The organism is Paenibacillus sanfengchensis (genome assembly GCF_036864765.1).
GTDB lineage: Bacteria > Bacillota > Bacilli > Paenibacillales > Paenibacillaceae > Fontibacillus > Fontibacillus sanfengchensis.
Window position 1 is genome coordinate 42691 of record NZ_JBAGJC010000022.1, and the last position, 25297, is coordinate 67987.

Sequence of the window (25297 nt, forward strand, 5' to 3'; positions counted from 1 at the left end):
TGCCATCCTGATGTCCACTGCCTATCAACGGGGTTACTAACTTTTCGTGACTACTTTTAATTTTTATATCGGCAATTGCCTCGGCTTTGCTAAGACTGGCGCGGAATTATAACTATAGAAAATTATGGGCATATGAGAGAGGGAGTACTGAACATGCAAATCCGGATTTGTCGGGAACAACTTTACCGGCCTTTTTGCGTTTTTATAGGTATGTAAGAAAAGGAGGTTCCTTTATGAAGAAAAAGAGAACGGCACTCTCCAAAACCGCCTTGGCGGCTTTGGCTCTTGGTATCGCCACGGCCGCCGGAGCCTTGCCCGGCTTGACTTCGCCTCAAACGGCGGCCGCCGCCGCCGTCACAGCGAATCAAAAAGTGGTCTATCCCGTCAAGTATCCCGTATTCAAGCAATCCGGGCAGCTGTATGTCCCGCTGAGGGATACCGCCGCGCTGTTCGACTTGCATTTGACTTTTAACGCACAGACCAAAGCCTTGGAGCTTACCGGGGTCGCCCAGTACGCCAAACTCCAACCGGGAAGCGCCCAAGCCGTGGGGAAGAACGCCGTTCCCGTCTCCCTGGGCGCTCCCGTTCAAATCAGATATGGCGTAACTTATGTGCCGGCCTCCCTGTTTTCCAAGCTGTTCGGCATTCCGGTGAGCGCCGCGGGAACGCAGAAAATCAGCTATGTCTACTCTTCGAAATACCGGCTGACGCAGGCGGACGGTACCCTTTTCTGGTTAAACCGCAAGCAGGGCGTGCTTTATGGCGGCGAAACCGGGCAGCTTCCCACCCGGCTCGGCACCGTCAACATCGAATTTCCCGATACACTAAACCTGAGTGCGCGCAAAGTCGGTGACACCGCCTATGTCGTCGACATCGATAACGCTTATGGGGAGCCGCATATTTTCAGCAGCCTTCACCGCGCACTCATCCACGACGGCTCGGTCGTTGCCCAGTCGAGCTTGTCCTACGGGGGCGGCGTCTCCCAGGTCCGCTTGAACAATGCCGCTCTTTCCGCCGACGGAAAAATCGTGCTGAACGAAGGCCAAACCGCGCAGCTCGTCACACCGGACGGCAAAGTCGCCGAAACGATCGATCTGGCGAAACTCGGCGGGCCGGACGACGAATACGGGCTGGAAGCCGTCGAGCCCGACTTTTTGCTGATCCGCCCGTTCTCCACGGGCGCTCTGCTCGTCGTCGACCGCGCTACCGGCAAGTCCATGCCGCTTTATCGAAAGCTGCTGGATAAAGCCAGCATCGGGAAGATCGACAGCAGTGACTGGAGCTCCGGCGACGGGCTGGTTTACACCGGCCGGGACGGCAATCGGCTCAGCTTCCAGTGGGCCCTGCCCGGCTCCGGCAAACGAGCCGAGACCGTAACCTATGAGCTTGGCAAATGATACATTAAAAAAGAGGTTGGCCCCCGTCATCCGCGATGACTTGAGGCCAACCTCTTTCTCTATTATGCTTCCAATGCCGCCTTCAGCTCGTCGGAAGAGCGTTCGTACCACTCTTGATTCGTATCGATCAATAGCTGTTTGAGCGTGCTCTTTTGCTCCGCCGAAAGTCCGTCCAGGATAATCCGGCGCTTCAATGCGTAATCCATCTTGTTGACATGTTCGGCAAGAATCTTCCATCCGCGGCGCGCTTCCGAATCGATCCACATTTCGCAGGCCGTGAGCCCGCCGTAAAATTGCCCCTCGGGCGAACGGTCCACAGCGACCCACACGATCCATACCTGACGGCCGGCCGGCACGTCCTCCCGGTTGGTGGAGAATTTGATCCCCTTCTCCACCTTGCTCTTGGCATGCATCGCCCCGATATCGATGTAAGCCTCACTGCCGTCGATGATCACCGGTGACATGCTGTTCAAGTCGATCGAGCCTGCGCCGAAACCTTTGTGCTTGCTCTTTTCCCCATTGCTGATAATGTTCAGCGCGAAGATCTTTTTGCCTGTTTTCTGCGATTCCGAATTGTTCTCCATAATTCCCTCCCCAAATAGTCCTGTTCCTAAGGCCGATGTTTATGCCAAGCGGCGGGAAGCCGCCATTTGCGCGGGTTTCATTCATTTAATTAATTTTAGCTAATAATCTCCCAAATGCAAACATATACATGCTGTAGATGCTTGTCAACGGGAGGTATCCATTGTATGACCCGACGTACTTTATTCATCGGCATTTCTCTTCTTGCCCTGTGCCTCATCGCCGGTACCATCCGGTACACGCTGAGCCTGGAGCCTTCGCACCTTTCTTCCTTTGCGCCCAAAAAGGCCAAGCCCCAGGACTCGGCCAAAAACGGGCCCGCTCCCGCGCTCCCTCTGACCGAAAGCATACAAAAACCGACGGCGGAGGTGCTTAGCAACCGGCTTACGGAATATCACATCCAGGTGCATCTCGACCAAAAGAACCATGCGCTGATCGGCACCGAAACGCTAACCTGGACACATCCCGGCAATAAAGCCGTGAATGAGCTTTTCCTCCACCTGTATCCCAACGCCTTTGCCTCCGGGGAATCCACGTTTATGAAGGAATCCGGCGGGAAGCTGCGCGGGGACGTCATGCCCAAGGACGGATGGGGCGGCATGGAATTGACGGAGATCCGGACTACGGACGGCATTTCCCTGCTTCACCGCCTTCAGTACGTTCAGCCCGACGATGGAAATACGCATGACAAGACATTGGCCAAAATCCGTCTGCCCGTCACCGTGCGCGGAGGTGAAGACCTGACGCTGAAAATCAAATTTAAAGTGAAGCTGCCCAAGGTGTTTGCCCGCATGGGCACCGCCGGCGATTTTGTCATGGCGGGCCAATGGTTCCCCAAGGTCAGCGTATATGAGCCTGCCGGAACGCGTGGCCGCAAAAATGAGGGCTGGAACCTGCACCAATATCATGGAAAATCGGAATTCTACTCCGATTTCGGCATATATAGCGTCAGCATCAATGTGCCCGAAACGTACACGGTGGCCGCGACCGGATTCCAGACCAAGCCTGCGGTTCGAAAAGACGGCCGGAAGACGGTTCAATTCTATGCCGACGATGTCCACGATTTTGCCTGGTCGGCTTCCCCCCACTTCGTTTACGCCGAAGAGCCGTTTTCCTCGGCGGAAGTCCCGGGAGTCCGCATCAAGCTATACCTCGATCCGGCGCACAAGGATCTGAAGGAGCGGTATTTTTACGCGGCTAAAGTAGCCCTCTCCAACTTCAGCAAATGGTATGGGCGCTACCCGTACTCCACCCTGTCCGTCGTCGTTCCGCCCATCCAGGGCAACGGTGCCGGCGGCATGGAATATCCGACCTTGGTCACGGCCTTTGGCGCGGGGAGCGACTCTCCGGGTTACGACGAATTGGAGCGCACTGTGATTCATGAAGTAGCCCATCAGTTTTTTTATGGGATGGTGGCCAATAACGAGTTTGAAGAAGCCTGGCTTGACGAAGCCTTCGCCTCCTACGCGGAGGACAAATTGATGGAGCAGGAGTTCGGGATTGCGCCCAATCTGCCGCTGCAGGCCGCGCTTATCTCCTCCCCGGCCTCTTTGACACAAGCCTCCTGGAAGTTTGGTTCCGGCGATGCTTACGCCAAAAACGTATATTCCCGGGGCAAATTGATTCTGCTGGATATCGAGCGACAGGTCGGAGCCAAAGCCATGAAGCGGATTCTTTACAGTTACAGTCAAAAATACCGTTTCAAGCATCCGACGACCGCCGATTTCCAACGTGTCGTCGAGCAGTCCACCAGCCGCAGCTGGAAGGCTTATTTCAACCAGTATGTGTACGATGGTAAAATGGCCGACTTCTCGGTGGACCGTATCATAGTCAATCAAATCGCCAACAAGAACGGGGCGCCCCTGTATGAATCAAAGGTTACTTTAAGCCGTCGGGGCGGAAACGCCCCCAAAATTCCGCTTCTCTTCAGCTTCAAGGACGGACATACGGTCCGCAAAGTCTGGAACGGCGAAGGTGGAACCGTTCAGATGAAGCTGCAGTATAAAGAACCTTTGGACTGGGTGCAGGTCGATCCCGATTATTCGCTGGTTCTCGAGAACAAACACATCAACAATTACATGAGGGCCGAAATTGCCGAGCCAACCGGCACCCGGGCTACGCTTGGCGTCGTAAAACTGCTGGAAGCGCTGCTGGGGACGCTCGTCTGGTAGGGCTCACAAAACCAGGCCTATGCTTTCGAAGTAAGTTTTGTACGCAGCTATCTCTAAGATGTAACGCTCACAAAACCAGGCCTATGCTTTCGAAGTAAGTTTTGTACGCAGCTATCTCTAAGATGTAACGCTCACAAAACTTTTAGGAGGGAAAATAATGACCTACGTACGGAATGGATGGGGGCTTGTTCGAAGCCAATTTCCCTCTGTGATCATCCTGTTTCTGTACCAGCTGCTTTGGGGGTTGTTCTTCTACCGGCTAATTCACTCGGCCGTGATCGCCTTGCTGTCGCGGTATCCCGATCCCCCACCGAATGAGTTGAGCCAGGTTCTTTACTTGATCGAGGGACAAATCGAGCTCGGACGGAGCCCGGCGATCCACCAGTATTTGTGGATGCTGTTCGGCCTGATTGCCCTGCGTCTGCTGATGACCCCGTTGTTTCAAGCCGGTATTCTTTACGGCATGAAACCTCCGGAGGAGCAAGGGGCCGGGCTTCCGCTCTTCCGCGGCATGAAGGAATTCTGGAAGCCGGTCACTCTCTTTTTCCTGCTGGAGCTGATTCTGCTCGCCCTGCCGGGGTTATGGATCATCCCGAAGTTAGCGGCCCTCTGGCCTTGGCTCATCCCGGGGGGCGGCCGTCTGGGCCCCCTGCTGGCGATCATCGGGCTGCTTTTGGGGTGGGCGGCCTACGGCTGGCTCATTCGCCAGCTCCTATTGTTCTCCCAATTTGGCTATCTGTTCAAGACGGGAGTTTGGAACTCCCTTCTAATCAGCCTCAGACACCTGCTGCCCGGCATCGCCATCTCCCTCATCCTCGGCACGGCCGGAGCCGTCTTATTTCTCATCTGCGGGGCCTTCTCTTGGATCTGGACCGGGTTGGCCGCCATGGTTTTACAGCAAACCTATCCTTTTATCCGCAGCCTATTTCAAATTTGGAGTATATCCTCTCAATATGAACTCTGGCAGACCAAGTTACATAAAGGTTAAATTTTTTTCATCTTTGTCTATCCCTTGCACCACAAGGCCTCCGCGGAAAAGCGGGGGCTTTTCCCTGTGTTTTCGCCTCTGAATCTTGCTAAATAGCCGTTGCCAAAATATACTTGCCTTTGTTACAATAGCAACAGCACAATTCAGTAACGATTTTGTAATTATTTTTGTCACCTTGGCAGGAGAATCATGTCGGGTGTCGAATATGTAAGTAAATCGGATGTAAACTACAGCCGAATTCCCTTGGCGGGGAACGGGGGAACCACTTTGGGTGAATTGATCTCGCAAGAGAGGGATCATAGGGGACCTTCAACCGAATCCTTAAGCTAACCTCGTAGGCATTGGAAGGAGCATTTTCTTGAAGAAACAGTTGACCGCAGCAGCAGTAAGTCTGGCCATTCTTTTCTCCGTTGGCACTGGGAGCGCTTTCGCCGATTCCACGTTGGACGGCGTCATCGATACGGCCTTGGGAACGGAGTACTCTTCCGGCGGCACTACAACGTCCGGCTTCGATTGTTCCGGATTTACCATGTACGTCTTTTCGAAGATCGGTATTAAACTGCCCCATCAATCCGGTGCCCAATACAAGATGGGAACGGCCGTAGAGAAGGAAGAGCTGATTGCCGGCGATCTCGTGTTCTTCAACACTTCCGGTAAAGGCGTTTCTCATGTCGGCGTTTATGTTGGTGATGGCAAGTTTGCCCACGCATCTTCTTCCAAGGGCGTAGTCATCAGCAAACTGAGTGAGAAGTATTATGTACAGCGTTATGTCGGAGCGAAACGGATTCTGAGTACCGATAAGTACGAAGAAGTCACCACCGACTCCCAAGAGCATGACGATGTAGAATAATTCCGGCAAAGGCCCGCAGCGATTCTTTCGAGTCGTAGACTGCGGGTTTTTTCATGGCTGTTTGGGAAATCCCGTTTAGGAGAAATTACCCGTCTCTCCCCGGCATAAACAGGACAATAGAATTAAAATATCCGGCAACCCTAGAATAGCTTGCCAAAGCAAGTTAGGCTTGGTACAATAACCAAAGTAAATAGTAACAACTTTGTAAACATTGTTCGCCACGTCACAACTTTGGGTGCATTCAACTAGACTAGCCGAATTCCCGGCACCCGGGAAACGGGGGAACCATTTTGGGTGAATTGATTACCGATACATAGGAATCATAGGGAACCTTCAACCGAATCCTCAAGCTAACCTCGCAGGCATTGGAAGGAGAACTTTACATCATGAGAAAGACATTTGCAGCAGCAGCGACAAGTTTGGCGATTCTGTTCACCTTGGGGACAGGGAGCGTATCGGCCGAAGACACGACCTTGAACAGCGTGGTTAACTCTGTTTACGGAACGCCTTATAAATACGGGGGTGTCTCCACAAGCGGATTTGATTGCTCCGGATTTACGAGATATGTGTTCAAGCAGATGGGGGTCAAGCTCGCCCGGGTCTCTTCAGCCCAGTACAAACAAGGCACGCCTGTCGCCAAAAGCCAGTTAAAGCCGGGGGATCTCGTATTCTTCAATACCTTGGGCAAGAATAAAGTATCCCATGTCGGCATTTACATCGGTGAGGGGAAATTTGCGCACGCCTCTTCATCCAAAGGAATTCGTACGGATAAATTAAACAGCAGTTACTATAAATCAAAATATGTCGGGGCCAAAAGAATTCTCAGCAAAACCGGTTATTCCACATATGCCGCAGAATCATGACCCCTACGCCAAATTGAGGCGCTCACCTCAACTTAGTTAATACCGCAGTGGTTCTTGCCGGAACCACTGCGTTTTTTTCGCTATATACCATATAACGAAAGTCCGTTCAAAAAGGTTTCCAAATATGGCCTTTCCGCCAAAATTTATTTTTTCACGATCGCCGTTTCCTCTCCCGGACTCCACTGTCCAAATCTTCCCATACTCCACATTACCCCTCTGACCGAGGACGAAACACCTACGTCTTCCTATCTTTACAAGCAACCCATTTCCCGTTAGAGTGAGGGTAAACGGAATTTTCTAATCGATGAAAAGACAGCCCCGCGATATAATATCCATTCCCATTGTTTAAAGGAGGCGCAAACATGGAAAAACCAGTCACTACATTCCGGATCGTTCCCATGGAGGAGAGCCACGGCGCGGCTATCTGTACCTGGAAATACGATTCCCCATACGATATCTATAGCTGGCTCCCCTGGGAACAAATGAAAGCGCTCGACGTGGAGTTTGGGAACCCGGCCTTAAGAGCGCAACAATATGTCTCATTAATGACCCCTGATGATGAGCTCGCCGGATTTGCCCAGTACTTTCCGATGGAAGGGGTGACACGGCTCGGCATCGGGATGCGGCCCGATTTATGCGGCCAGGGACTGGGTAAAACCTTTGTGCTGACGATCGTGGAGGAAGCCCGGCGGCGGAAACCGCAGAATGTCATCGACCTGGAGGTATTGACCTGGAACACCCGGGCGATTCGCGCTTATCAAAAAGCCGGCTTCGTCATTACCGATTTGTACGAAAAAATGACCCCGGGCGGTATTTCCAAACCTTACTACTGTATGGTTTACAAAGGTGCCCCAGTCTCACCTTAATCTATATTGCGAGGTTGTCTGTGATAAACGGCACGTCATTTGGGGAAATATTTAAAAAACCGGAGTAATTCGTTACTTTTTTTGTCACAAACGCTATGATCAATGAGCCTGTTCCGCTATAATGGAAGGGGTAACTTACATAGGAGGGACGATCGGAATGCAGAAGTGGATCATGAGCGGATTACTCGTCGTGGCTTGCGCCTTTGCAGCCGTGTTAATGTTTACATTGCCCGGCCGGGAACAGGTAGCTCAGGAAGAGAAGCCTCAGATGCCTGAAGTCACGTTAAATGCGGAACAAGCCGAGGCCGTTATAAAGGCGAACTGCATCAGCTGTCATGGTGATGAATTGAAAGGCGGAGCCGGTCCGAACCTGCAAAAAGTAGGTTCCGCGCTGTCGGCTGACCAGTTGTTTGGGATCATTACCAAAGGGAAAGGCGGAGGCATGATGCCTTCCTTCAAGGATAAGTTGAAGGAAGAGGAAATCGCCAACGTCGCGCTTTATCTTTCCGAAAAGAAATAACGCTTACAACAATACGCCCGCCGGGGCCTGGGTCCAGGTTTTCGGCGGGCGCTTTTCTGCAGCCTCGATTATCTTGCTTTCCTGCATTCGTTTCTCAACCGGCAGAACGGGCCTTCTCGAATGCTTCATTATATTGCTGCGCTTCCTTGATATCCACGGCCGTGATGCCGCCTTCCTCCCAGGAGGTCAGGCGAAGCGTCACCGTTTTGTGATCGATGGTTATAAAGGGGTGATGGTTAAACGCTTCCGAAATGGCGGCAACCTCGTCCACAAACGCAATCCCTTTCATAAAGTTGGAGAAGGTATATTTGCGGACGATCCAGCGTCCCTCCTCCAGCTCCCAACCTTCCAGCCTTTCCAAATGCGCCTCTACTTCTTGCGGCGTAAACGGCATTGTTCTTCCTCCCCGTTTCCTCAAACTTCCCTGTATGTAATCCTGCAGTGAAGGATTTTATTCTTCGTCTCCAGCCCGGCATGAGCATCCATTTATTGTATTCCATGGATCGGCTGTTCATGCGCGGAAGGCTTTTCCTGATTTACCCTGCCCGTCCGAGCAGGTCTAGCGTGTCGATCTTCTAAGTCTTTATTTTACCATGCTCCCGAACAATATTCCAAAAAAACGCCCCGCTGTCAAATCAAAGCCACGGAGGTCAACTCGTCTTCGCCGATGAGCACATTGATTCTGTGGCCCTCAGCATCGTGAATAACCACAGCGCTGCCCACGCTAATCACGGGTTCGGTCCCCAGCGCAAAGAACAAATCTTCCGCCAATGCCTCTTGGACCTCATAACGTTCTTCGCCGGAAAGGTCCGCCCACTCCGCAGCCTCCATTTCAAAAAATTCATAGCTATCCGGAATGCGTCCAACCGCTTCCGTCAGATCTGCCAAAATATGTTCATAATCTCTTCCGTGCTTTACTCCCACCGCCTAATGGCTCCCTTCTTAGTAGTCTAATACAGACTGTATTCTCATTATACCGGAAAAAACACCTTAAAAAAAAAGGGAATTCTGTCGATAAAAAAGATAAACCGTTTTTCGGACAAGGTTGTAATGCCTCCAGCAAGGATGCGGGAGACAGAAAAATGGAAACAATTATCTCAAGGACGAGGTGTGCAATGGAAATTTCAACGATTATTGGACTTATTCTCGGTTTCGTGGCGCTTATTTTAGGAATGTTCCTGAAAGGTGCACCTATTGAAAGCTTGGTCTCGAACCCTGCGGCCTTTGTCATTATCTTTGTAGGGACGGCAGCGACGCTGTTTGTGGCATTTCCGCTTTCGGACATCAAGAAATTCCCCGTGTTGCTCAAACTCACCATGTCAAAGCCCAAAATGATCAGCAAGGCTGAGCTGATTACCCTGTTCATGGAATGGGCGACCATTACCCGCCGTGAAGGTCTGCTTGCTTTGGAAGCCAAGGTGGAGGAAATTGAAGATGATTTTTTACGCGGCGGGATGCGGATGATCATCGACGGTAACGATCAGGATTTCGTTCAAGACGTCCTTACGGAAGATATCGCAGCCACCGAAGAGCGTCATAAGGCGGGGGCGCAAATCTTCTCCCAGGCCGGGATGTACGCGCCTACCCTAGGGGTACTCGGGGCGGTTGTCGGACTCATCGCCGCATTGTCCGATATGAGTGATATCGACAAATTGTCCCACGCGATTTCCGGTGCTTTTATCGCAACAGTTTTCGGTATTTTCACAGGTTATGTCATGTGGCACCCGATCGCCAATAAACTGAAGCGTCTCTCGAAGAAAGAGATGGAAGTTCGGCTGATGATGGTGGAAGGCTTACTTTCCATTCAATCCGGTGTATCTACAATTGCGATTCAACAAAAGCTGGCCGTTTTCTTAACCCCTGCAGAGCGTGCGCAAATTTTAGAAAAGGGGGCGGGTGAAGGTGAGCAAAAAGAATAAGAAGCACCAGGAACATGAGGAGCATTCGGACGAGAGCTGGCTGCTGCCTTATTCGGACTTGATGACCCTTCTGCTCGCGTTATTTATCGTTTTGTTCGGCATGAGTACCGTGGACGCCAAGAAATTTGAGGAAATGAGCGAAGCCTTTCAAAGCGTGCTTACCGGCGGTGCGGGAGTCCTGGATCAAACCGCGCTGGAGAGCAACACCAAGACCTCCCCGAATCCGGAGGACATTTCCAAAACTTCCGACAACCTGATGAAGCAGAAGAAGGAACTGATGCGGAAAGAGCAGGAGAGCCTGGAGGCGTTGAAGAAACAGCTCGATAACTACATCAAGAATAACGGGCTTACCACGCAGTTGGACACCAAGCTGAACCAATCCCAACTGATGATAACGATCAGCGATAACGCCCTCTTCCCTTCGGGGGAAGCCCAGGTGAAGCCGGACGCCCGTGTCTTGGCCAAGGCGATTTCGAATATGCTGCAAAAATTCCCCGATTATGAAGTCATCGTCTCGGGGCACACCGATAACGTTCCGATTTCGAATCATGAGTTCGCGTCCAACTGGGACCTCAGCTCTGTTCGGGCTTTGAATTTTATGAAAATTCTGCTGCTTAACGAAAACCTGGATCCGAAGAAATTCAGCGCGATCGGTTACGGTGAATACCATCCTGTCGCCAGTAACGATACCAATGTCGGCCGGGCGCAGAACCGGCGGGTGGAGGTTTCGATTATCCGGAAGTACCAGGACGGGGATCAGCAAATCGGCATGCCGGCGACGCACGAACAATAAACCATACGTATACCAAAGAAAGCTGCCCGCTTGGGCAGCTTTTTCTTGTGTAAGACCCCCAGTTAGCATGCATCTAAGTCGGGGCGTTTAGGTGAGTTCGTAATTCAGGGCCTGTCCGAGCTCCTGCTTTTCTTGGAGAGTCAGTTCCCTCCAGGTTCCCACCTTCTGATCGCCCAGATGAATATTCATAATGCGGATTCGCTGCAGCTTCCTCACCTCATAGCCGAGCGCGCTGCACATTCTGCGGATCTGCCGGTTCTTTCCTTCCGTCAAAATAATCCGGAACACCCGATCCGTTACCCGTGTGATCTTGCACGGCAGCGTCATCTCGCCCAGGATTTTGACCCCTTCTCCCATCGCTTTCAAAAAGGAAGGGATGATCGGCTTATCCACCGTCACGATATATTCCTTCTCATGCTTTCCTTCGGCCCGCAAGATCTTGTTGACGATATCTCCGTCGCTAGTCAAGAGAATCAGTCCTTCGGAATCCTTGTCCAGACGGCCGATCGGAAAAATCCGCTCCGAGTGTCCGACGAAATCGACGATATTTCCCCGGACATGGCTTTCTGTGGTACTCGTAATTCCCGGCGGCTTGTTCAGAGCGATATATACGTGGCGGCTCCGCTTCTGCTGGATCGGCTTACCGTCAATCCGGACATCGTCGCCTTCTTCCGCCTGGCTGCCGAGCATGGCCGTCTGACCGTTAATGGTCACCTTGCCCGCTTCGATCAGCTTGTCCGCCTCCCGCCGAGAGCAGTACCCTGTCTCACTGATAAATTTATTGATTCTCACGCCTAGTCACCTTTCATGCTAAACTCTGCTTCCCGCCCTTGTCCGTTTCGGACTTGGCATCGGCACTTGGAAGAATAATGGTTACGCAGGTTCCCTTGCCAAGCTCGCTTTCAATCCGCATTGCGCCTTTATGCCCCTCAATAATTCGTTGAGTGACCATCAGCCCGAGACCGGTCCCCTTTTCTTTATTGGTATAAAAGGGCTCTCCCAGCTTCTCCAGCCGTTCTTTGGAGATGCCTTCCCCTTCATCGGTTACCCGGATGACAGCGGCACCGCTCTCTTCCGCAAGCTGCAGCCGGATTGTTCCGCCGCCCGGCATGGCCTCCATCGCATTTTTCAAAATATTGATAAACACCTGCTTAAGTTGGTTCTCTTCACAGTGTACCAGAACCGGAGACGCCGAGAAATGGGGGTGGAACTCAATATTATGTAAATGCGCCTCGCTATCCAGCAGAGAAATCACATCTCCCAAAGTAAAGCGGACATCCCTCACTTCAAACTGAACGGCTTGCGGTTTGGCGAGAATCAGAAACTCACTCACAATCAAATTAATCCGGTCAAGCTCGGACAGCATAATATCGGTATGCAATTGATTGATCGACTTGGTCCGCTGCTGCATCTGAAGAAATCCCCGCAACGTTGTGAGGGGATTGCGAATCTCATGAGCGACGCCGGCCGCCAACTGGCCGACCGTGGTTAATTTCTCCGATCGGCGCAGCAGCTCCTCCATTTTATTATGCTCGGTCATATCGCGTGTGATGCTGATATAAGCTATAATCCGCCCGTGCTCATCATAAATCGGAGATTCGCTGATGCTGACGTGGACTTCGCTCCCATCCTTCCGCAGCCGAACGGTCTCCGTCAAAACAAAGGGTTTTCCTCGCCGGGTCTCCCTGGAACTCTCCCCTTCACTTAGTAGAATGGGGGAAATGAACTCCGGCTTGGTGCCGATGATCTCCTCGCTAGTCCAGCCGAACAATTCTTCAAAGGCCGAGTTAACCCGCAGCACTCTGCCTTCCAAATCGATGACATGAATCGCATCGGCGGTTTGATTAATAATCGATTCCAAATGTTCCTTCATCAAGCGGTTTTCTTCGCTCTTTTGCTTTAGAACGGTCATATAATGCCCCAAACTATTCGCCATCGCATCGATTTGACCGGCGAGCTGTCCGAGCTCATCTCTCCGGTTCATTTGGATTCGCGCATCAAAATCGCCGGAAGAAAGTCGGCTGACTCTTCCCAAAATATCCTGAATAGGCCGGATCAGCTGGCCCGCCAAAATACTGCTGGCAATAATCACCACCACCAACAGCACAATAGATACCGATATTTGGCTAACCATATGCTTGTAAATGACCGAGGAGATCGGCTGATAGCTGGAAATGATGCGGATCACATAGGACTCCTGATAGTGCGGCTGAATCGGAATATAGCTCTCCAACACCCGCTGACCGTTGATTTCCGTTTCCTGAAGCAGGTTAGTCCCTTTAAGCAGCGCATTTCGCGCCATATCGCCAACATTCGGGTCTTTTCGATACTGATAAGTGCCGAACAAAAGCGTAGGCTGTTGATCGCTTCTCCCCGGCTGCAAGCCGGAAATCTCAAGCAAGTGCCGGTTCGCTCGCAAAGATTCATCGGCGATTCGTTCCGGGCTCGTCATTCTTAGCGTTTCATCGACAAAGTCGCGGCTGGCCTTCGGGTCGATCATATTCTTCACATATTCATAAACCGAGCGGCTCTGCTCTACGGCCAAAGCAATCTGTTTGGCGGTCAGCAGCATATCCGCTTCGCGGTCTCTGCGTAAGTTATCCTGGGTCGTAAGGTAACTGAGTACAATGTTAATAGAAAGCAAAGTCACGGTAAAAGCCGTCATAATGAGGGCGAGTTTGGTTTTAATCGACAAAAGAATCTTCACCCCTCAGGCGGAAAATGGTGATAATTGGCACATGCTGTTGCTATCCCCATCATACCTGTAACGACAAGATTTGCAAAGACGTTGAATTTCCCAGTTGATTTCCCTACAATAAGAAAAAATACCTACTCACCCTTGTGAATATCCTTATAATTTCGAGTGGTTATCCACATATTATAAACATACAAACAATGCTATAGTGGAATATGTGAATAAGATTGGGGATAAAACGGAGGTTATACACAAGTTTGTCCACAACATGTTAAGAACGAATACCTGTTCGCTGGACAAAATATGTCGAATTACGTTGAAGGAGCTGAACTTATACCATGCCACTTCCGTGGATTCCGGAGCCTCCCCCATCGTCGCAACCGCATGAATACTGGATGGAGCAGGCGATTCAGGAGGCGCACAAAGCCGAAGCGCTCGGCGAAGTTCCTATCGGCGCCGTCATTGTTTACGGCGATGAGATTATTGGCCGGGGCTACAATTTAAGAGAGAGCACGCATGACGGCACCGCTCACGCCGAAATGATCGCGATCCGCCAAGCCAGCGAGCGCCTGAAGGCGTGGCGGCTTCTGCACTGCCGGCTTTACGTAACGCTGGAGCCCTGCCCCATGTGCGCCGGTGCGATCGTCCAGAGCCGCGTGCCTCTGGTCGTGTACGGAGCTCCCGACCCGAAGGCGGGCTGCGCCGGGACGCTGATGAACCTGCTCCAGGAGCCCAGGTTCAATCACCGGACCGAGTTGGTTTCCGGCGTGCTGGAGGAGGAGTGCGGCTCGCTGCTGCGCGATTTCTTTCGGAAGCTTCGAAAGAAACCGGTTAGCGATGAATCCGCCCCATGAGATCAAGTGCTGGCTTTCTATCTAAAAAAACCGTGCGAATCATAAGATTCGCACGGTTTTTGCGTAGGCCGCATCCGATAGATTAATAACCCATGCCGCCCATTTCTTGTTCCAGTTGATCCAACGTAATCGTATCCTTCGGAATTCCGATCGAGAATGCAGCTTTCTCATTGATTTTGCTGAACGTGCTCTTCGCTTGCAGCGCCAGCTTCACCTTCATATCGGATTCCGGATCGTTGATTTCCAAATCCATAGTCATGTCGGAATGCGATGGAAAGTCCTTCTTGTCGATCGCCGTATTGACTACGAATTTATTGACTTTTAGATACTTCTGCATTTCATCCAGCGCTTTGCCAAGTTCAGCTTGGTCGCCTTCCTTAAGCGCCTTTTTGGCTTCTTCGATATCCTCGGGCTTCAAATCGAACATGGCACGGTATTCCTCTTTGCCCACGATATCCAGCACTTTCGGAAGCGCGTTGTTGATCAGGATCGTGATCGCTTCCTTCACATTTTCGTTATTTACGCTGAATTGTACGACTTGCTTGGCCTTAAATCCTTCAGGCAATGCCACTTCCTTCGGCTCCACATTCTTGAAGTATTTCGCCGAATCATACTCGGCCAAGACCGCGCTGGAGATTTCCCCCGCAAGCTTCTGTGTCTTGTCCGTGTTAAAGAGGTCCGGATTGAATTCCTCGCCGCTTTGTTTCGCCAGTTCCTTCAGGTCCAGCTCCAGGAACTTCCCGACGATGTTTTCCGGCATCGGCAGGAAAGGAATGCTTGGGATTTTAACATACATTTTTTCCTTGGTCATGACAAAAGGAACCGTGATCGTCGTCGTCATATCGCCGGTCAATTTGACTTCCAGAGTGGCTTCCGTTTGCATCGGATCCTTCTGGTAAATCTGGTTCACGTTAATTTCGGCGTTCTTCAACATCGAGAATACGGCGCCCACTTCGGCCGCTTCGGAAGAAGCCCCGTCAAACGTCAGATCCAAAATTTTAATTTGGTTGTTAAGCACATAAGAGTCCATCTTCAGCGCCTGAATCGCTGCGCTTCCGAGCGCTTCCTTCGGTTCTTTTTTGGTATTGCAGCCGGACAGCACCAGAACGACCGACATCAACAACACCAAAGCCGACACGTAAAACTTCCTAGACATTAATAACCCCTCTCCGTCATGTAAACCTGACTATAAAAAAGATCAAAACTACCCCTATCATAAACCATTTTCGCTTCAGCGGGAACACATTTTCAAAAATTTAGTGAATCGATTTCTTCTTAAAACGTCCGCCTTTCACGTCATGGATATTTCCAACGGCCAAAAATGCATTTTCGTCGTAATGATTTACAATTTCTTTCAGCTTGGCTTCTTCCAAGCGCGTGACCACGCAAAAAATCACTTTCTTCGGATCCCCGGTAAACCCGCCTTCTCCGGATAAATAAGTAACGCCCCGGCCGAGCCGGCTGACAATAGCTGCCCCGATTTCATCGATCTGATCGCTAATAATCCATACCGATTTCGATTCATTCAAACCGTCCACCACGATATCTATCGTTTTATAAGCGATATAATAGGCCAGCAGAGAGAACAGCGCCCGTTCCCAGCTAAAAACAAAACCTGCGCTAAGAAGAATGAAGAAGTTGAAAAACATAATGATCTCGCCCACGGAAAACGGGGATTTTCGGGAAATGAGGATCGCCACGATCTCCGTACCGTCCAGAGAGCCGCCGAACCGGATCACAATGCCTGTACCGAGTCCAAGCAGAATCCCGCCAAAGACAAAAGCCAGCAGAGTATCTTGCACAAAAGCTTCTACGGGATGCAGCAGTGCGGTTCCGATCGACATGACCGTAATCCCTACCAAGGTTGAGATCGCAAAGGTTTTGCCGATTTGTTTGTAGCCGATAATAAGAAAGGGAAGATTGAAGAGGAAAAGGAAAATACCTAAGGGTAATTGAGACAAATAAGAGGACATTACAGAGATACCGGTAATTCCACCGTCCGTGATCATGTTCGGAACAAGAAACAGTTCGAGCGCCACAGAGACCAAAATGGCTCCCACAATAATAAAGAAGAATCGAAGCACCAGGCTTCCTAAGGTCCTTTGCTTATGCTGCCGGGGAGCCTCCCCCGAATTCGCGTCAGGGGTGGGGATGTTATTCATTTCTACCAAGTTCAAACGCATCACGTTCCTTTCAATACAGTATAGTTTTTCTCCATCTCTCCATTTCCTTAAAATCGGCATCTATAACGCCTCTATTTCTATTATGCCATTTTATGAACCTTATGTCTTGCTTTAATTCCAAATTGGCATGAAAAAACCCGGCACGAAGCCGGGATTTAAGACGCGCTTAGGCTTAGCGGTGCCCGCTTCCTTCCGGATTTCGGTTGCCACCCTGTTGGCGCATTTTGACTTTCTTGGAGCCGGAAAGCGGCTCCGGGCCGCCATGCCCGCGCTCCCTTTGGTTGCTCGTATCCGGCTGGGTTCCGGGCGTCGTGTAAGTCTGCGGTTTAGTCACGGATTTTCCCCCTTTGCGGTGTAAATTGAGGTTCATCCGTTAACTTGCTTCACAAGGCAGGGCTTTATACAATGCCGGGACATTTGCCAAAATATAAAAAGGAGCGATCTTCATCGCCCCTACAGTGTTATGATCAGTTAAATATAAGCTGGCGGAGAGGGTGGGATTCGAACCCACGTGAGCTTGCACTCTAACGGTTTTCAAGACCGCCCCGTTATGACCGCTTCGGTACCTCTCCAAATAAGAATCTGATTCGCGTAACAAATCAGATTCTATCACATCCCGGTACTGAGATCAAGTCATTTCCGCTTGGCAATAACCTGCAAATTACCCATATAAGGACGAAGTACTTCGGGAACTTCCACACTGCCGTCCTCCTGCTGGTAATTCTCCAGAATGGCCGCCACGGTGCGTCCCACGGCAAGTCCCGATCCGTTCAGCGTATGTACGAATTCCGGCTTGGCCTTAGGCTCCGGACGGAACCGGATGTTGGCCCGGCGGGCCTGGAAATCCTCGACATTCGAGCAGGACGAAATCTCTCGATACACTCCGCTCTCCGGCAACCAAACTTCAAGGTCATACGTTTTGGCGGACGTAAAGCCCATATCGCCGGTGCACAGTGTCAGTACCCGATACGGCAGCTTCAAAAGCTGAAGGACGCGCTCTGCGTTTGCCGTCATCTTTTCCAATTCCTCATAAGAGTGGTCCGGGTGCACGATCTTGATCATTTCCACTTTGTTGAACTGATGCTGGCGAATGAGCCCGCGCGTATCGCGCCCCGCCGCACCGGCCTCCGAACGGAAACAGGAGCTGTAAGCCACGTAGTTCCGCGGCAGGTCTTCCGCGCTCAAAATTTCGTCCCGATGGTAGTTGGTGACCGGCACTTCCGCCGTCGGAATCAGGTAATAATCGTTCTCTGTCAGTTTGAACAGGTCCTCTTCGAACTTCGGCAGCTGCCCGGTTCCATACAGGCTGTCGCGATTCACTATGTATGGCGGGAGCATTTCCTCATAGCCATGCTCATTGCTGTGCAAGTCCATCATAAAATTGATCAAGGCGCGCTCCAGACGAGCTCCAAGTCCTTTGTAAAAAGTAAACCGCGAACCCGCCACTTTGGCGCCGGCTTCAAAGTCCAGAATACCGAGGTCGGCCGCAATATCCCAATGCGCTTTCGGAGTAAAGCCAAAGCTTCTCGGCTCGCTCCAGCGGCGAATCTCCACGTTTTCCTCTTCCGAAGCGCCCACGGGAACGCTGCTGTGCGGAATATTCGGAATGCTCATCGTCAATTCCTCGATCTTTCCCTCAAGCTCCCGCACCTCGTCGTCCAGTTGCTTGATCCGATCGCCGACCTCGCGCATCTCCACGATCAGTTCATCCGCGTTTTCCTTGTTCTTCTTACGCGCAGCCACTTCGGCCGATACGGTGTTGCGGCGGTTTTTGAGCGCTTCGCTCTCCTGCAGAAGCTCTCGGCGTTTCTCGTCCAGCTCAGGGAAGCCGGCGACCAGGTCCAGCGATTTCCCCCGGTTTTTCAGCGCCTCTTCGACGCGCGCAAAATCGTTTCGCAATATTTTAACATCCAACATGGGTAGTCCCTCCTAGATTCATCCCGTCACAGCCGTACCGACTCCATCACCTGAACCAGGCCGCCGGGACCGCCGAAAAATCAGAACCTTCAATTAAAAAGAAAAACAACCTCGACCCTTTTTGGAAAAAGAGTCAAGGTATTTCAGGGGCCTAAACCGCGCCCGCTTTACTCTTGATCATCTCTAGAAAATAGGCATGCAAGGCGCTGTCATCCGTCAGCTCCGGATGGAAGGAAGACACGAGCAGGTGGCCCTGCCGCGCCGTCACGATTTCTTCTTTGTACGTGGAGAGCACTTCGACTTGGCCGCCCACCGCAGTAATTAAAGGCGCCCGGATAAAGACCGCCCGCAGCGGATCGCCCAGGCCTTTCACGTCCAGATCGGTCTCAAAGCTCTCCCGCTGCCGTCCGAAGGCATTCCGGGACACTTTGATATCCATCAACGCGAGATGAGGCTCCTCGCCGCCCTCAATCTCCTTGGCCATCACGATGAGCCCGGCGCAGGTGCCGAATACCGGCTGGCCTTGTGCCGCAAAGGTGCGGATCGCCTCAATAAACCCGTACTTGCGCATGAGTTTGCCGATCGTCGTGCTTTCCCCGCCCGGAATGATCAGTCCATCCAGCTCCGCGAGCTGCTCGGGGTGCTTCACAGCGACCCCCTCCGCACCGGCACGCCCGATACTGCGAATATGTTCCGCTACGGCGCCCTGCAGCGCCAAAACGCCAACTTTCATGGTCTAACCTTCTTTCTTGTCACCGGGCAAGCCCGATTCTCCTGATTACCAGCCCCGGTCCGACATCCGTTCCGCCGCCGACAGCTTGGAAATCTCAATCCCCTTCATCGGCGTACCCAGGTTTTTGGAGACTTCGGCGATCAATTTGTAGTCCGTATAATGCGTTGTCGCTTCCACAATGGCGCGGGCAAACTTCTCAGGGTTGTCCGATTTGAAAATCCCTGATCCGACGAATACGCCGTCCGCGCCCAGGTGCATCATCAAAGCCGCATCCGCCGGTGTAGCCACGCCGCCCGCGGCGAAGTTTACAACCGGCAGCTTGCCGTTCTCGTGAACTTCCAGGAGCAGGTCATAGGCCACACCCAAGTTTTTCGCTTCGGCATAAAGCTCGTCCTTGGACATGTTCTGCACTTTACGGATCTGGCTGTTAATCAAACGCATGTGACGCACGGCTTCCACGATATTGCCCGTTCCCGGCTCTCCCTTCGTCCGGATCATGGAAGCTCCTTCGCCGATCCGGCGAAGCGCCTCGCCCAGATCTTTGGCCCCACAGACGAAAGGAACCGTAAAATCACGTTTATCGATATGGAATACTTCATCGGCCGGAGTCAGCACTTCGCTCTCGTCCAGATAATCCACCCCTAGAGATTCCAAAACCTTCGCTTCGACATAGTGTCCGATTCGGGCCTTCGCCATAACCGGAATGGAAACCACCTTCATGACCTCTTCCACAATGGTAGGGTCCGCCATACGGGCTACACCGCCTGCGGCACGAATATCGGAAGGCACCCGTTCCAAAGCCATTACGGCAGTCGCCCCGGCCGCCTCGGCGATCTTCGCCTGCTCCGCATTCATGACGTCCATAATGACGCCGCCTTTTTGCATCTCAGCCATGCCTCTTTTTACTCGCGATGTTCCTGTTTCCATGTCCATGCCTCCCGATAATAATCTAACTTGATATTTTACAATAGTCACCTGAAATATACAATATATACGCTCGTAATAAGGAAGCCTAGATTCAGAAAAGGTTCTTGATTCCGTTGAACAAATCGCGGAAGAAATCCCCGATTGCCCGCATCAACAGCTTAAACCAGCCGGCTTTTTCCACGTCCTGCGCGGTAATGAGATTGACGGTCTTCTCCAGCGTCTGGTTCATGCCGTCGGGCTTGAAGGAGTAAGTGACAGTCCCTACCTTGGTCCCCTGTTTCAGCGGCGCGGTCAGCGTTTCGTTGGACAATGATACTGTGGCCTGAACCTTGCTGGTGTCCGCCCCTTTCGGAATCACGAAGCTGACGGCCTGATCGCTAACGACCGGTACGGACGTATTCTTGGCCTTCTTCACAGTAACGGTTTCCGTTCCCGCCACCGTCGCTTTGGGAGCAATAATTTGCTTCGTTTCGAAGTTGTTAAAGCCGTAATCCAGCACTTTACGGGTCTCGACGAAACGGGCCTCTTCCGAGGAGGTCCCCATGACCACGCTGATTAAACGCACCCCGTTGCGCTCAGCCGTCCCCGTGAAACAATTCCCGGCATTCGAAGTATGGCCCGTTTTCAGGCCGTCCAGCCCTTCATAAGCGTACTTCTTGAAATTGGTTACATTCTTGTTCGCCTCGAGCATCCAGTTATAGTTAACAATCGGAGCCTTGTCTCTTTCCCGGAATTGATGCTTTTGAATGGACGTAAACCGGGAAAAGTCAGGATGATCGGTTACGATGTATTTAGCCAGGATCGCCGCATCCATCGCCGACATCACCGTTTCCTGGTTTCCCGGCGTCCGGAATTTCTCCGGCATATCCCCGATATCGAGGCCCGTGGAGTTGGCAAAGTGCGTACTTTTCATGCCCATCCGCTTCGCTTCGTCGTTCATCATTTTGATGAAAGCCTGCTCCGATCCGGCCACATGTTCCGCTAGGGCCACCGTGGCATCATTCGCTGAGCCAACGGCCATGGCAATATATAATTCCTCAAGCGTATGTTGATCCCCTTCGGCCAAAAAAATGCGGGAACCAATCGTCTGCGCGGCGTTCTCTCGTACCGTCACCATTTCGTCCCATTTAAACTTCCCTTGCTTGACCAGATCGGCCACAATATATTCCGTCATCATTTTGGTCATACTCGCGGGAGGAAGAGCCTGGTCTCCGTTGATGTTCAACAGCACCTGGCCGGATACCGGCTCCAGCAGCACCGCCGATTTGACTTGCAGCTGCAGGGATTCCGGTGAGGGGATTTGCACGGCTCCGCTCCGCTGCGATGCCGGTTTCGTGGATTTTGTCGTCGTGGATTCCGTTTGGGTTTGTTCGCCCTCCGCCAACGCTAGGGTAGGGGCCAGGGAGAAACAGAGCATATTAAACAACAGAACGGACGCTACTCCTTTACGGACGAGATTCCGTCTGGATTTCGTTTTATGAAGGGGGGGTTGTTTCAATTTCAATGTCCTTAAAGCTCCTCTCGTAAATCTTCATCTTTTTCTAGTCTTTCATTATCAAAGGTTTCTAGTATGAATAAATACTCCATGAATTGCTTTATCTATTCTATCACAGGGCCTACCGCAAAAAAAGACAAGCAGGGCGGAAATCGCCCTGCTTGCAAATGGTATATGTTGGCTTTCGCGCCTTTTACAGCGAGTAGTTTGGAGCTTCTTTCGTAATTTGAACGTCATGCGGATGGCTTTCGCGCAGACCGGCTCCTGTAATCCGCACAAATTGCGTATCATTGCGCAGCTCGTCCAACGTCTTCGTTCCGCAATACCCCATGCCTGAGCGGAGACCGCCGATCAATTGGGTCACCGTGTCGGCCAGCGGTCCCTTGTAAGCCACGCGGCCTTCGATCCCTTCAGGAACGAGCTTCTTGTCGTCGTCCTGGAAGTAACGGTCCTTACTGCCCTGTTTCATTGCAGCCAGAGAGCCCATGCCTCTATACACTTTATAGCGGCGGCCTTGGTAGATCTCCGAATCCCCAGGGCTCTCCTCAGTTCCCGCAAAAAGACTGCCCAACATCACGGCGTGCGCCCCCGCGGCGATGGCTTTGGTGATCTCGCCGGAGTATTTGATCCCGCCGTCGGCGATGATCGGCACGCCGTATTCACGGGCTACCGTCGCGCAGTCGTAAATGGCGGTGATTTGCGGTACGCCGATGCCGGCGATGACGCGGGTCGTACAGATCGACCCCGGCCCGATGCCGACCTTAACCACGGAAGCGCCGGCTTCGATCAGCGCCCGGGTCGCTTCTCCGGTGGCCACGTTGCCCGCAATGATCGTCAGCTCCGGATACCGCTTGCGCAGTTCGGCTACCGCTTCGATGATATTAATATGGTGTCCGTGCGCGGAATCGACGGTTATGAGGTCAACGCCGGCTTTAACCAAAGCGTCGGTCCGTTCAAAGGTATCTTTCGAAATCCCCACTGCCGCGCCAACCAACAAACGGCCTTGCGCGTCCTTGGCAGCGTTCGGGAATTGAATCGCTTTTTCGATATCCTTAATGGTGATAAGACCTTTCAGCACATTGTTCTCATCCACCAGTGGCAGTTTCTCGATCTTATGCTTCTGCAGAAGCACTTCGGCCTCCTGCAGCGTCGTACCTACCGGAGCCGTAACCAGGTTATCGCGGGTCATAACATCGCTGATTTTGATGTTGTAGTCATGGACAAACCGCAAGTCACGATTCGTCAAAATCCCGATCAGCTTATGCTCCTCGTCGACGATCGGCACCCCGGAAATCCGGAATTTGCCCATCACCGCCTCCGCGTCGGAAACCAAATGGTCCGCCGTAAGCGAGAAAGGATTGGTGATTACGCCGCTTTCCGAACGTTTCACCCGGTCCACTTCCTCAGCCTGCTGTTCGATCGGCATATTCTTATGGATGATTCCGATGCCGCCTTCCCGTGCCATAGCGATTGCCATAGCCGCTTCCGTCACCGTATCCATCCCAGCGCTGATGAGCGGAATATTCAGCTTCACCTTGTCGCTCAGTTTCGTGGACACACTCACCTCTTTAGGCAATACTTCCGACTTGCGAGGAACCAGCAATACATCGTCGAATGTAAGGCCTTCCTTCTCAAATTTTCTTTCCCACACCTTAGGTTTTCCTCCTTGTTTTTTATTCGGGTCCGGTCTTGTTTTCCTTATAAAATCAACGCCGAATCTCACCTGCAAAAATATATTATTGCCATCTTAGCAAAGGCCCTATAGGCTGTCAAGGATAAGTGGGGCGATTGTCAGGGAGGCTTTCTATGACATACGCGTGTCCATCTAGGGTGTACAAATTCGCGGATTTTTAGTAATTGAGTAGGAGGCTATTCATTAGATGAGTAGCCGACCTCTCACACCACCGTACGTCAGTCTGTCTAACAATTATTGAACTCTCCGTTTTCGGGCATGGAAATGGATGACCTTTGTCGAATCTCTGTATCTAAGGAGATGAGCGTATATGCCATTTATCGAAGGTGAAGATAGACATCAAATTTATTTATTTCCAAATACGTTGGACGATTTTGTAGAAGAAGAAAATCCTGTCAGAGTTATCGATGCGTACGTCGATAGCTTGACCCTAGAAGAGTTGGGATTTCAGATCTATTCGGGCTCCAAAGCGGGGCAAAAGCCTTACCGCCGGGAAGAGCTTCTCAAGCTCTATCTTTACTGTTATATGAACGGTATCCGATCCTCTCGCAAGATGGAATCCGAGACGAAAAGAAATATTGAACTGATGTGGCTAATTGGTAAACTCCAGCCGGATCACGGCACTTTATCTGCTTTCATGAAGAGTAACCAAACGGCCATAAAAAAGCTGTTTAAAGAATTCACCTTAATGTTAAAAGGTTTCGGGTTAATCGATGGTCGGCTTGTCGCGATTGACGGCACAAAAATAAAGGCGAACTGCTCTAAAAAGAAACACTTTAACGACAACATTATCAGTAAGAAGCTGGAGCATATCGATGAAAAAATCGATGCCTATTTACGCGACTTTTTAACAGAGGACAATCGCCTCAAAAAGCAGGAAATCACAGAAAAGTTAGAAGTCTATCAAGAGAGAATGCACGAGCTACAGGTCATGAAACAAGAACTCAAGGAAACAGGTGAAAAACAGCTTTGTGTTTCCGATTCGGATGCCAAATCAATGAAAAACAACGGGAAGCATGAAGTCTGCTTCAATGTTCAAACTGTAGTGGACAGCAAGTATAAATTGATCGTGGACTGCGATACGGTTAATGATGTCAATGATCAAGGGCAACTTTCCAATATGTCAAAGAAAATAAAGCAAGTTTTCCGTGATCAAAAAAGCACAATTCTGGCCGACACAGGCTACTACAACTACCTTGAAATCATCGGCGTTGTCGACGAAAGCACCGAGCTCTTAATTAAGCCGCAGAAGGGAAAGCAAAACAAAGTAGCTAGCGGATTTGATAAAGAAAACTTTGAATATGATGCCGTAAACAATAGATATATTTGCCCGTTGGGTTATGAATTACCTTTCAAATGGAATGGAAAACAAGATGGAAAAGAGTACAGGCGGTACACATGTGAAGCCTTTGATATCTGTGGACAAAAGGATCTCTGCACGTCTGCTAAAGGCGGAAGGTCGGTAACCAGACTTAAAGATGAAGAACTGATCGAACAGATTGCCGAAAATACACGCAGTCAAAGTCATATTTATAAGCAAAGAGGGGCAATCGTTGAGCACCCTTTCGGAACAATAAAGCGTCACTGGGGCTATACACACTTTTTAACACGAGGGCTGGCATCAGTAGGCACTGAGACCAACCTAATTTGTCTTGCCTACAATCTCAAGAGAATAATAAAAATAAAGGGAGTGAATGAGCTCGTACGTCACTTCAGATACCGAGCTCATTCGATTTCTAAGATGCGCAACGTTTCTTTGGGTAAAATCGCATGAATTTAGATTTTGCAGAATGCTCAGCAATCAATTGTTAGACAGACTGACGTACCGTTCGGTATACGGCGGTTCAACCG

Annotated in this window: 24 protein-coding genes, 1 tRNA gene and 2 riboswitches; of the genes, 11 read left to right on the plus strand and 14 right to left on the minus strand. The window is 51.2% G+C overall.

The annotated features are described in order from the left end of the window. The first annotated feature begins 233 nt into the window (after positions 1 to 233). Complete coding sequence (locus V4U84_RS25465; protein WP_334078196.1) at positions 234 to 1397, plus strand: copper amine oxidase N-terminal domain-containing protein; 1164 nt, start codon at positions 234 to 236, stop codon at positions 1395 to 1397. A gap of 62 nt (positions 1398 to 1459) precedes the next feature. On the opposite strand, the gene V4U84_RS25470 is transcribed toward V4U84_RS25465, so the two are convergent. Further along, positions 1460 to 1981, minus strand: a complete 522-nt coding sequence (locus V4U84_RS25470) for a YwhD family protein (RefSeq protein ID WP_334078197.1) — start codon at positions 1979 to 1981, stop codon at positions 1460 to 1462. 165 nt (positions 1982 to 2146) lie between these two features. On the opposite strand from V4U84_RS25470, the gene V4U84_RS25475 reads away from it, so the two are divergent. From V4U84_RS25475 to V4U84_RS25500, 6 genes are all read left to right on the plus strand, one after another. Then, positions 2147 to 4150 (plus strand): M1 family metallopeptidase, encoded by a 2004-nt coding sequence (locus tag V4U84_RS25475; RefSeq protein WP_334078198.1) that lies wholly within the window; start codon positions 2147 to 2149, stop codon positions 4148 to 4150. Between the two features lie 157 nt (positions 4151 to 4307). After that, positions 4308 to 5138, plus strand: a complete 831-nt coding sequence (locus V4U84_RS25480; RefSeq protein ID WP_334075980.1) for a hypothetical protein — start codon at positions 4308 to 4310, stop codon at positions 5136 to 5138. A 221-nt stretch (positions 5139 to 5359) separates the two neighbouring features. Continuing rightward, positions 5360 to 5494, plus strand: a riboswitch (cyclic di-AMP (ydaO/yuaA leader). Between the two features lie 2 nt (positions 5495 to 5496). Next, entirely contained in the window at positions 5497 to 5988 is a 492-nt protein-coding gene (locus V4U84_RS25485) for a C40 family peptidase (RefSeq protein WP_334075981.1), read from the plus strand. A gap of 242 nt (positions 5989 to 6230) precedes the next feature. Next, positions 6231 to 6368, plus strand: a riboswitch (cyclic di-AMP (ydaO/yuaA leader). Between the two features lie 6 nt (positions 6369 to 6374). Further along, positions 6375 to 6851, plus strand: a complete 477-nt coding sequence (locus tag V4U84_RS25490; protein WP_334075982.1) for a C40 family peptidase — start codon at positions 6375 to 6377, stop codon at positions 6849 to 6851. 362 nt (positions 6852 to 7213) lie between these two features. Beyond that, a complete protein-coding gene (locus V4U84_RS25495; protein ID WP_334075983.1) occupies positions 7214 to 7717 on the plus strand; it encodes a GNAT family N-acetyltransferase in 504 nt (167 codons plus the stop codon). Between the two features lie 157 nt (positions 7718 to 7874). Continuing rightward, a complete protein-coding gene (locus V4U84_RS25500; RefSeq protein WP_334075984.1) occupies positions 7875 to 8237 on the plus strand; it encodes a c-type cytochrome in 363 nt (120 codons plus the stop codon). Positions 8238 to 8331: 94 nt separating this feature from the next. Here V4U84_RS25500 and V4U84_RS25505 read toward each other — a convergent pair whose 3' ends face one another. Both V4U84_RS25505 and V4U84_RS25510 read right to left on the minus strand, forming a co-directional pair. Continuing rightward, complete coding sequence (locus tag V4U84_RS25505; protein WP_334075985.1) at positions 8332 to 8631, minus strand: 4a-hydroxytetrahydrobiopterin dehydratase; 300 nt, start codon at positions 8629 to 8631, stop codon at positions 8332 to 8334. Positions 8632 to 8867: 236 nt separating this feature from the next. Next, positions 8868 to 9161 (minus strand): hypothetical protein, encoded by a 294-nt coding sequence (locus V4U84_RS25510; RefSeq protein ID WP_334075986.1) that lies wholly within the window; start codon positions 9159 to 9161, stop codon positions 8868 to 8870. 191 nt (positions 9162 to 9352) lie between these two features. Between V4U84_RS25510 and motA the strand changes: the two genes are divergently transcribed. Beyond that, positions 9353 to 10156: a flagellar motor stator protein MotA gene (motA, locus tag V4U84_RS25515; RefSeq protein WP_334075987.1), complete on the plus strand. Its 804-nt coding sequence runs from the start codon at positions 9353 to 9355 to the stop codon at positions 10154 to 10156. Further along, entirely contained in the window at positions 10140 to 10949 is an 810-nt protein-coding gene (gene motB, locus V4U84_RS25520; protein WP_334075988.1) for a flagellar motor protein MotB, read from the plus strand. Before motA ends, motB begins: the two co-directional genes overlap by 17 nt. An 87-nt stretch (positions 10950 to 11036) precedes the next feature. On the opposite strand, the gene rluF is transcribed toward motB, so the two are convergent. Next, a complete protein-coding gene (rluF, locus tag V4U84_RS25525) occupies positions 11037 to 11741 on the minus strand; it encodes a 23S rRNA pseudouridine(2604) synthase RluF (protein ID WP_334078199.1) in 705 nt (234 codons plus the stop codon). Positions 11742 to 11754: 13 nt separating this feature from the next. Continuing rightward, positions 11755 to 13644 carry an ATP-binding protein gene (locus V4U84_RS25530; protein ID WP_334078200.1) on the minus strand — a complete coding sequence of 630 codons (1890 nt, stop codon included), beginning with the start codon at positions 13642 to 13644 and terminating at the stop codon, positions 11755 to 11757. A gap of 338 nt (positions 13645 to 13982) precedes the next feature. On the opposite strand from V4U84_RS25530, the gene tadA reads away from it, so the two are divergent. After that, the gene (gene tadA, locus V4U84_RS25535; protein WP_334075990.1) at positions 13983 to 14498 is read left to right on the plus strand and encodes a tRNA adenosine(34) deaminase TadA; all 516 of its coding nucleotides are present in this window, start codon (positions 13983 to 13985) and stop codon (positions 14496 to 14498) included. 82 nt (positions 14499 to 14580) lie between these two features. On the opposite strand, the gene V4U84_RS25540 is transcribed toward tadA, so the two are convergent. The 9 genes from V4U84_RS25540 to guaB all read right to left on the minus strand — a co-directional run bounded on the left by V4U84_RS25540 (position 14581) and on the right by guaB (position 23404). Next, complete coding sequence (locus V4U84_RS25540) at positions 14581 to 15654, minus strand: DUF6612 family protein (RefSeq protein ID WP_334075991.1); 1074 nt, start codon at positions 15652 to 15654, stop codon at positions 14581 to 14583. A 100-nt stretch (positions 15655 to 15754) separates the two neighbouring features. After that, positions 15755 to 16660 carry a YitT family protein gene (locus tag V4U84_RS25545; RefSeq protein WP_334076001.1) on the minus strand — a complete coding sequence of 302 codons (906 nt, stop codon included), beginning with the start codon at positions 16658 to 16660 and terminating at the stop codon, positions 15755 to 15757. 193 nt (positions 16661 to 16853) lie between these two features. Next, a complete protein-coding gene (locus tag V4U84_RS25550; protein WP_334075992.1) occupies positions 16854 to 17015 on the minus strand; it encodes a small acid-soluble spore protein P in 162 nt (53 codons plus the stop codon). A 149-nt stretch (positions 17016 to 17164) separates the two neighbouring features. Further along, positions 17165 to 17253 (minus strand) — tRNA-Ser (locus V4U84_RS25555). A 61-nt stretch (positions 17254 to 17314) separates the two neighbouring features. Continuing rightward, on the minus strand, positions 17315 to 18598 hold the full coding sequence (serS, locus tag V4U84_RS25560) for a serine--tRNA ligase (protein WP_334075993.1): 1284 nt from the start codon (positions 18596 to 18598) through the stop codon (positions 17315 to 17317). A gap of 151 nt (positions 18599 to 18749) precedes the next feature. Next, positions 18750 to 19331 carry a pyridoxal 5'-phosphate synthase glutaminase subunit PdxT gene (gene pdxT / locus V4U84_RS25565; RefSeq protein ID WP_334075994.1) on the minus strand — a complete coding sequence of 194 codons (582 nt, stop codon included), beginning with the start codon at positions 19329 to 19331 and terminating at the stop codon, positions 18750 to 18752. Between the two features lie 45 nt (positions 19332 to 19376). Continuing rightward, positions 19377 to 20258, minus strand: coding sequence for a pyridoxal 5'-phosphate synthase lyase subunit PdxS (gene pdxS / locus V4U84_RS25570; RefSeq protein ID WP_334075995.1), 882 nt, complete (start codon positions 20256 to 20258; stop codon positions 19377 to 19379). A gap of 91 nt (positions 20259 to 20349) precedes the next feature. Further along, positions 20350 to 21762, minus strand: a complete 1413-nt coding sequence (locus V4U84_RS25575) for a D-alanyl-D-alanine carboxypeptidase family protein (RefSeq protein WP_334075996.1) — start codon at positions 21760 to 21762, stop codon at positions 20350 to 20352. A gap of 184 nt (positions 21763 to 21946) precedes the next feature. Beyond that, positions 21947 to 23404: an IMP dehydrogenase gene (gene guaB, locus V4U84_RS25580; RefSeq protein WP_334075997.1), complete on the minus strand. Its 1458-nt coding sequence runs from the start codon at positions 23402 to 23404 to the stop codon at positions 21947 to 21949. Positions 23405 to 23756: 352 nt separating this feature from the next. On the opposite strand from guaB, the gene V4U84_RS25585 reads away from it, so the two are divergent. Further along, a complete protein-coding gene (locus tag V4U84_RS25585) occupies positions 23757 to 25220 on the plus strand; it encodes an IS1182 family transposase (RefSeq protein WP_334077415.1) in 1464 nt (487 codons plus the stop codon). The last annotated feature ends 77 nt before the right edge of the window (positions 25221 to 25297 follow it).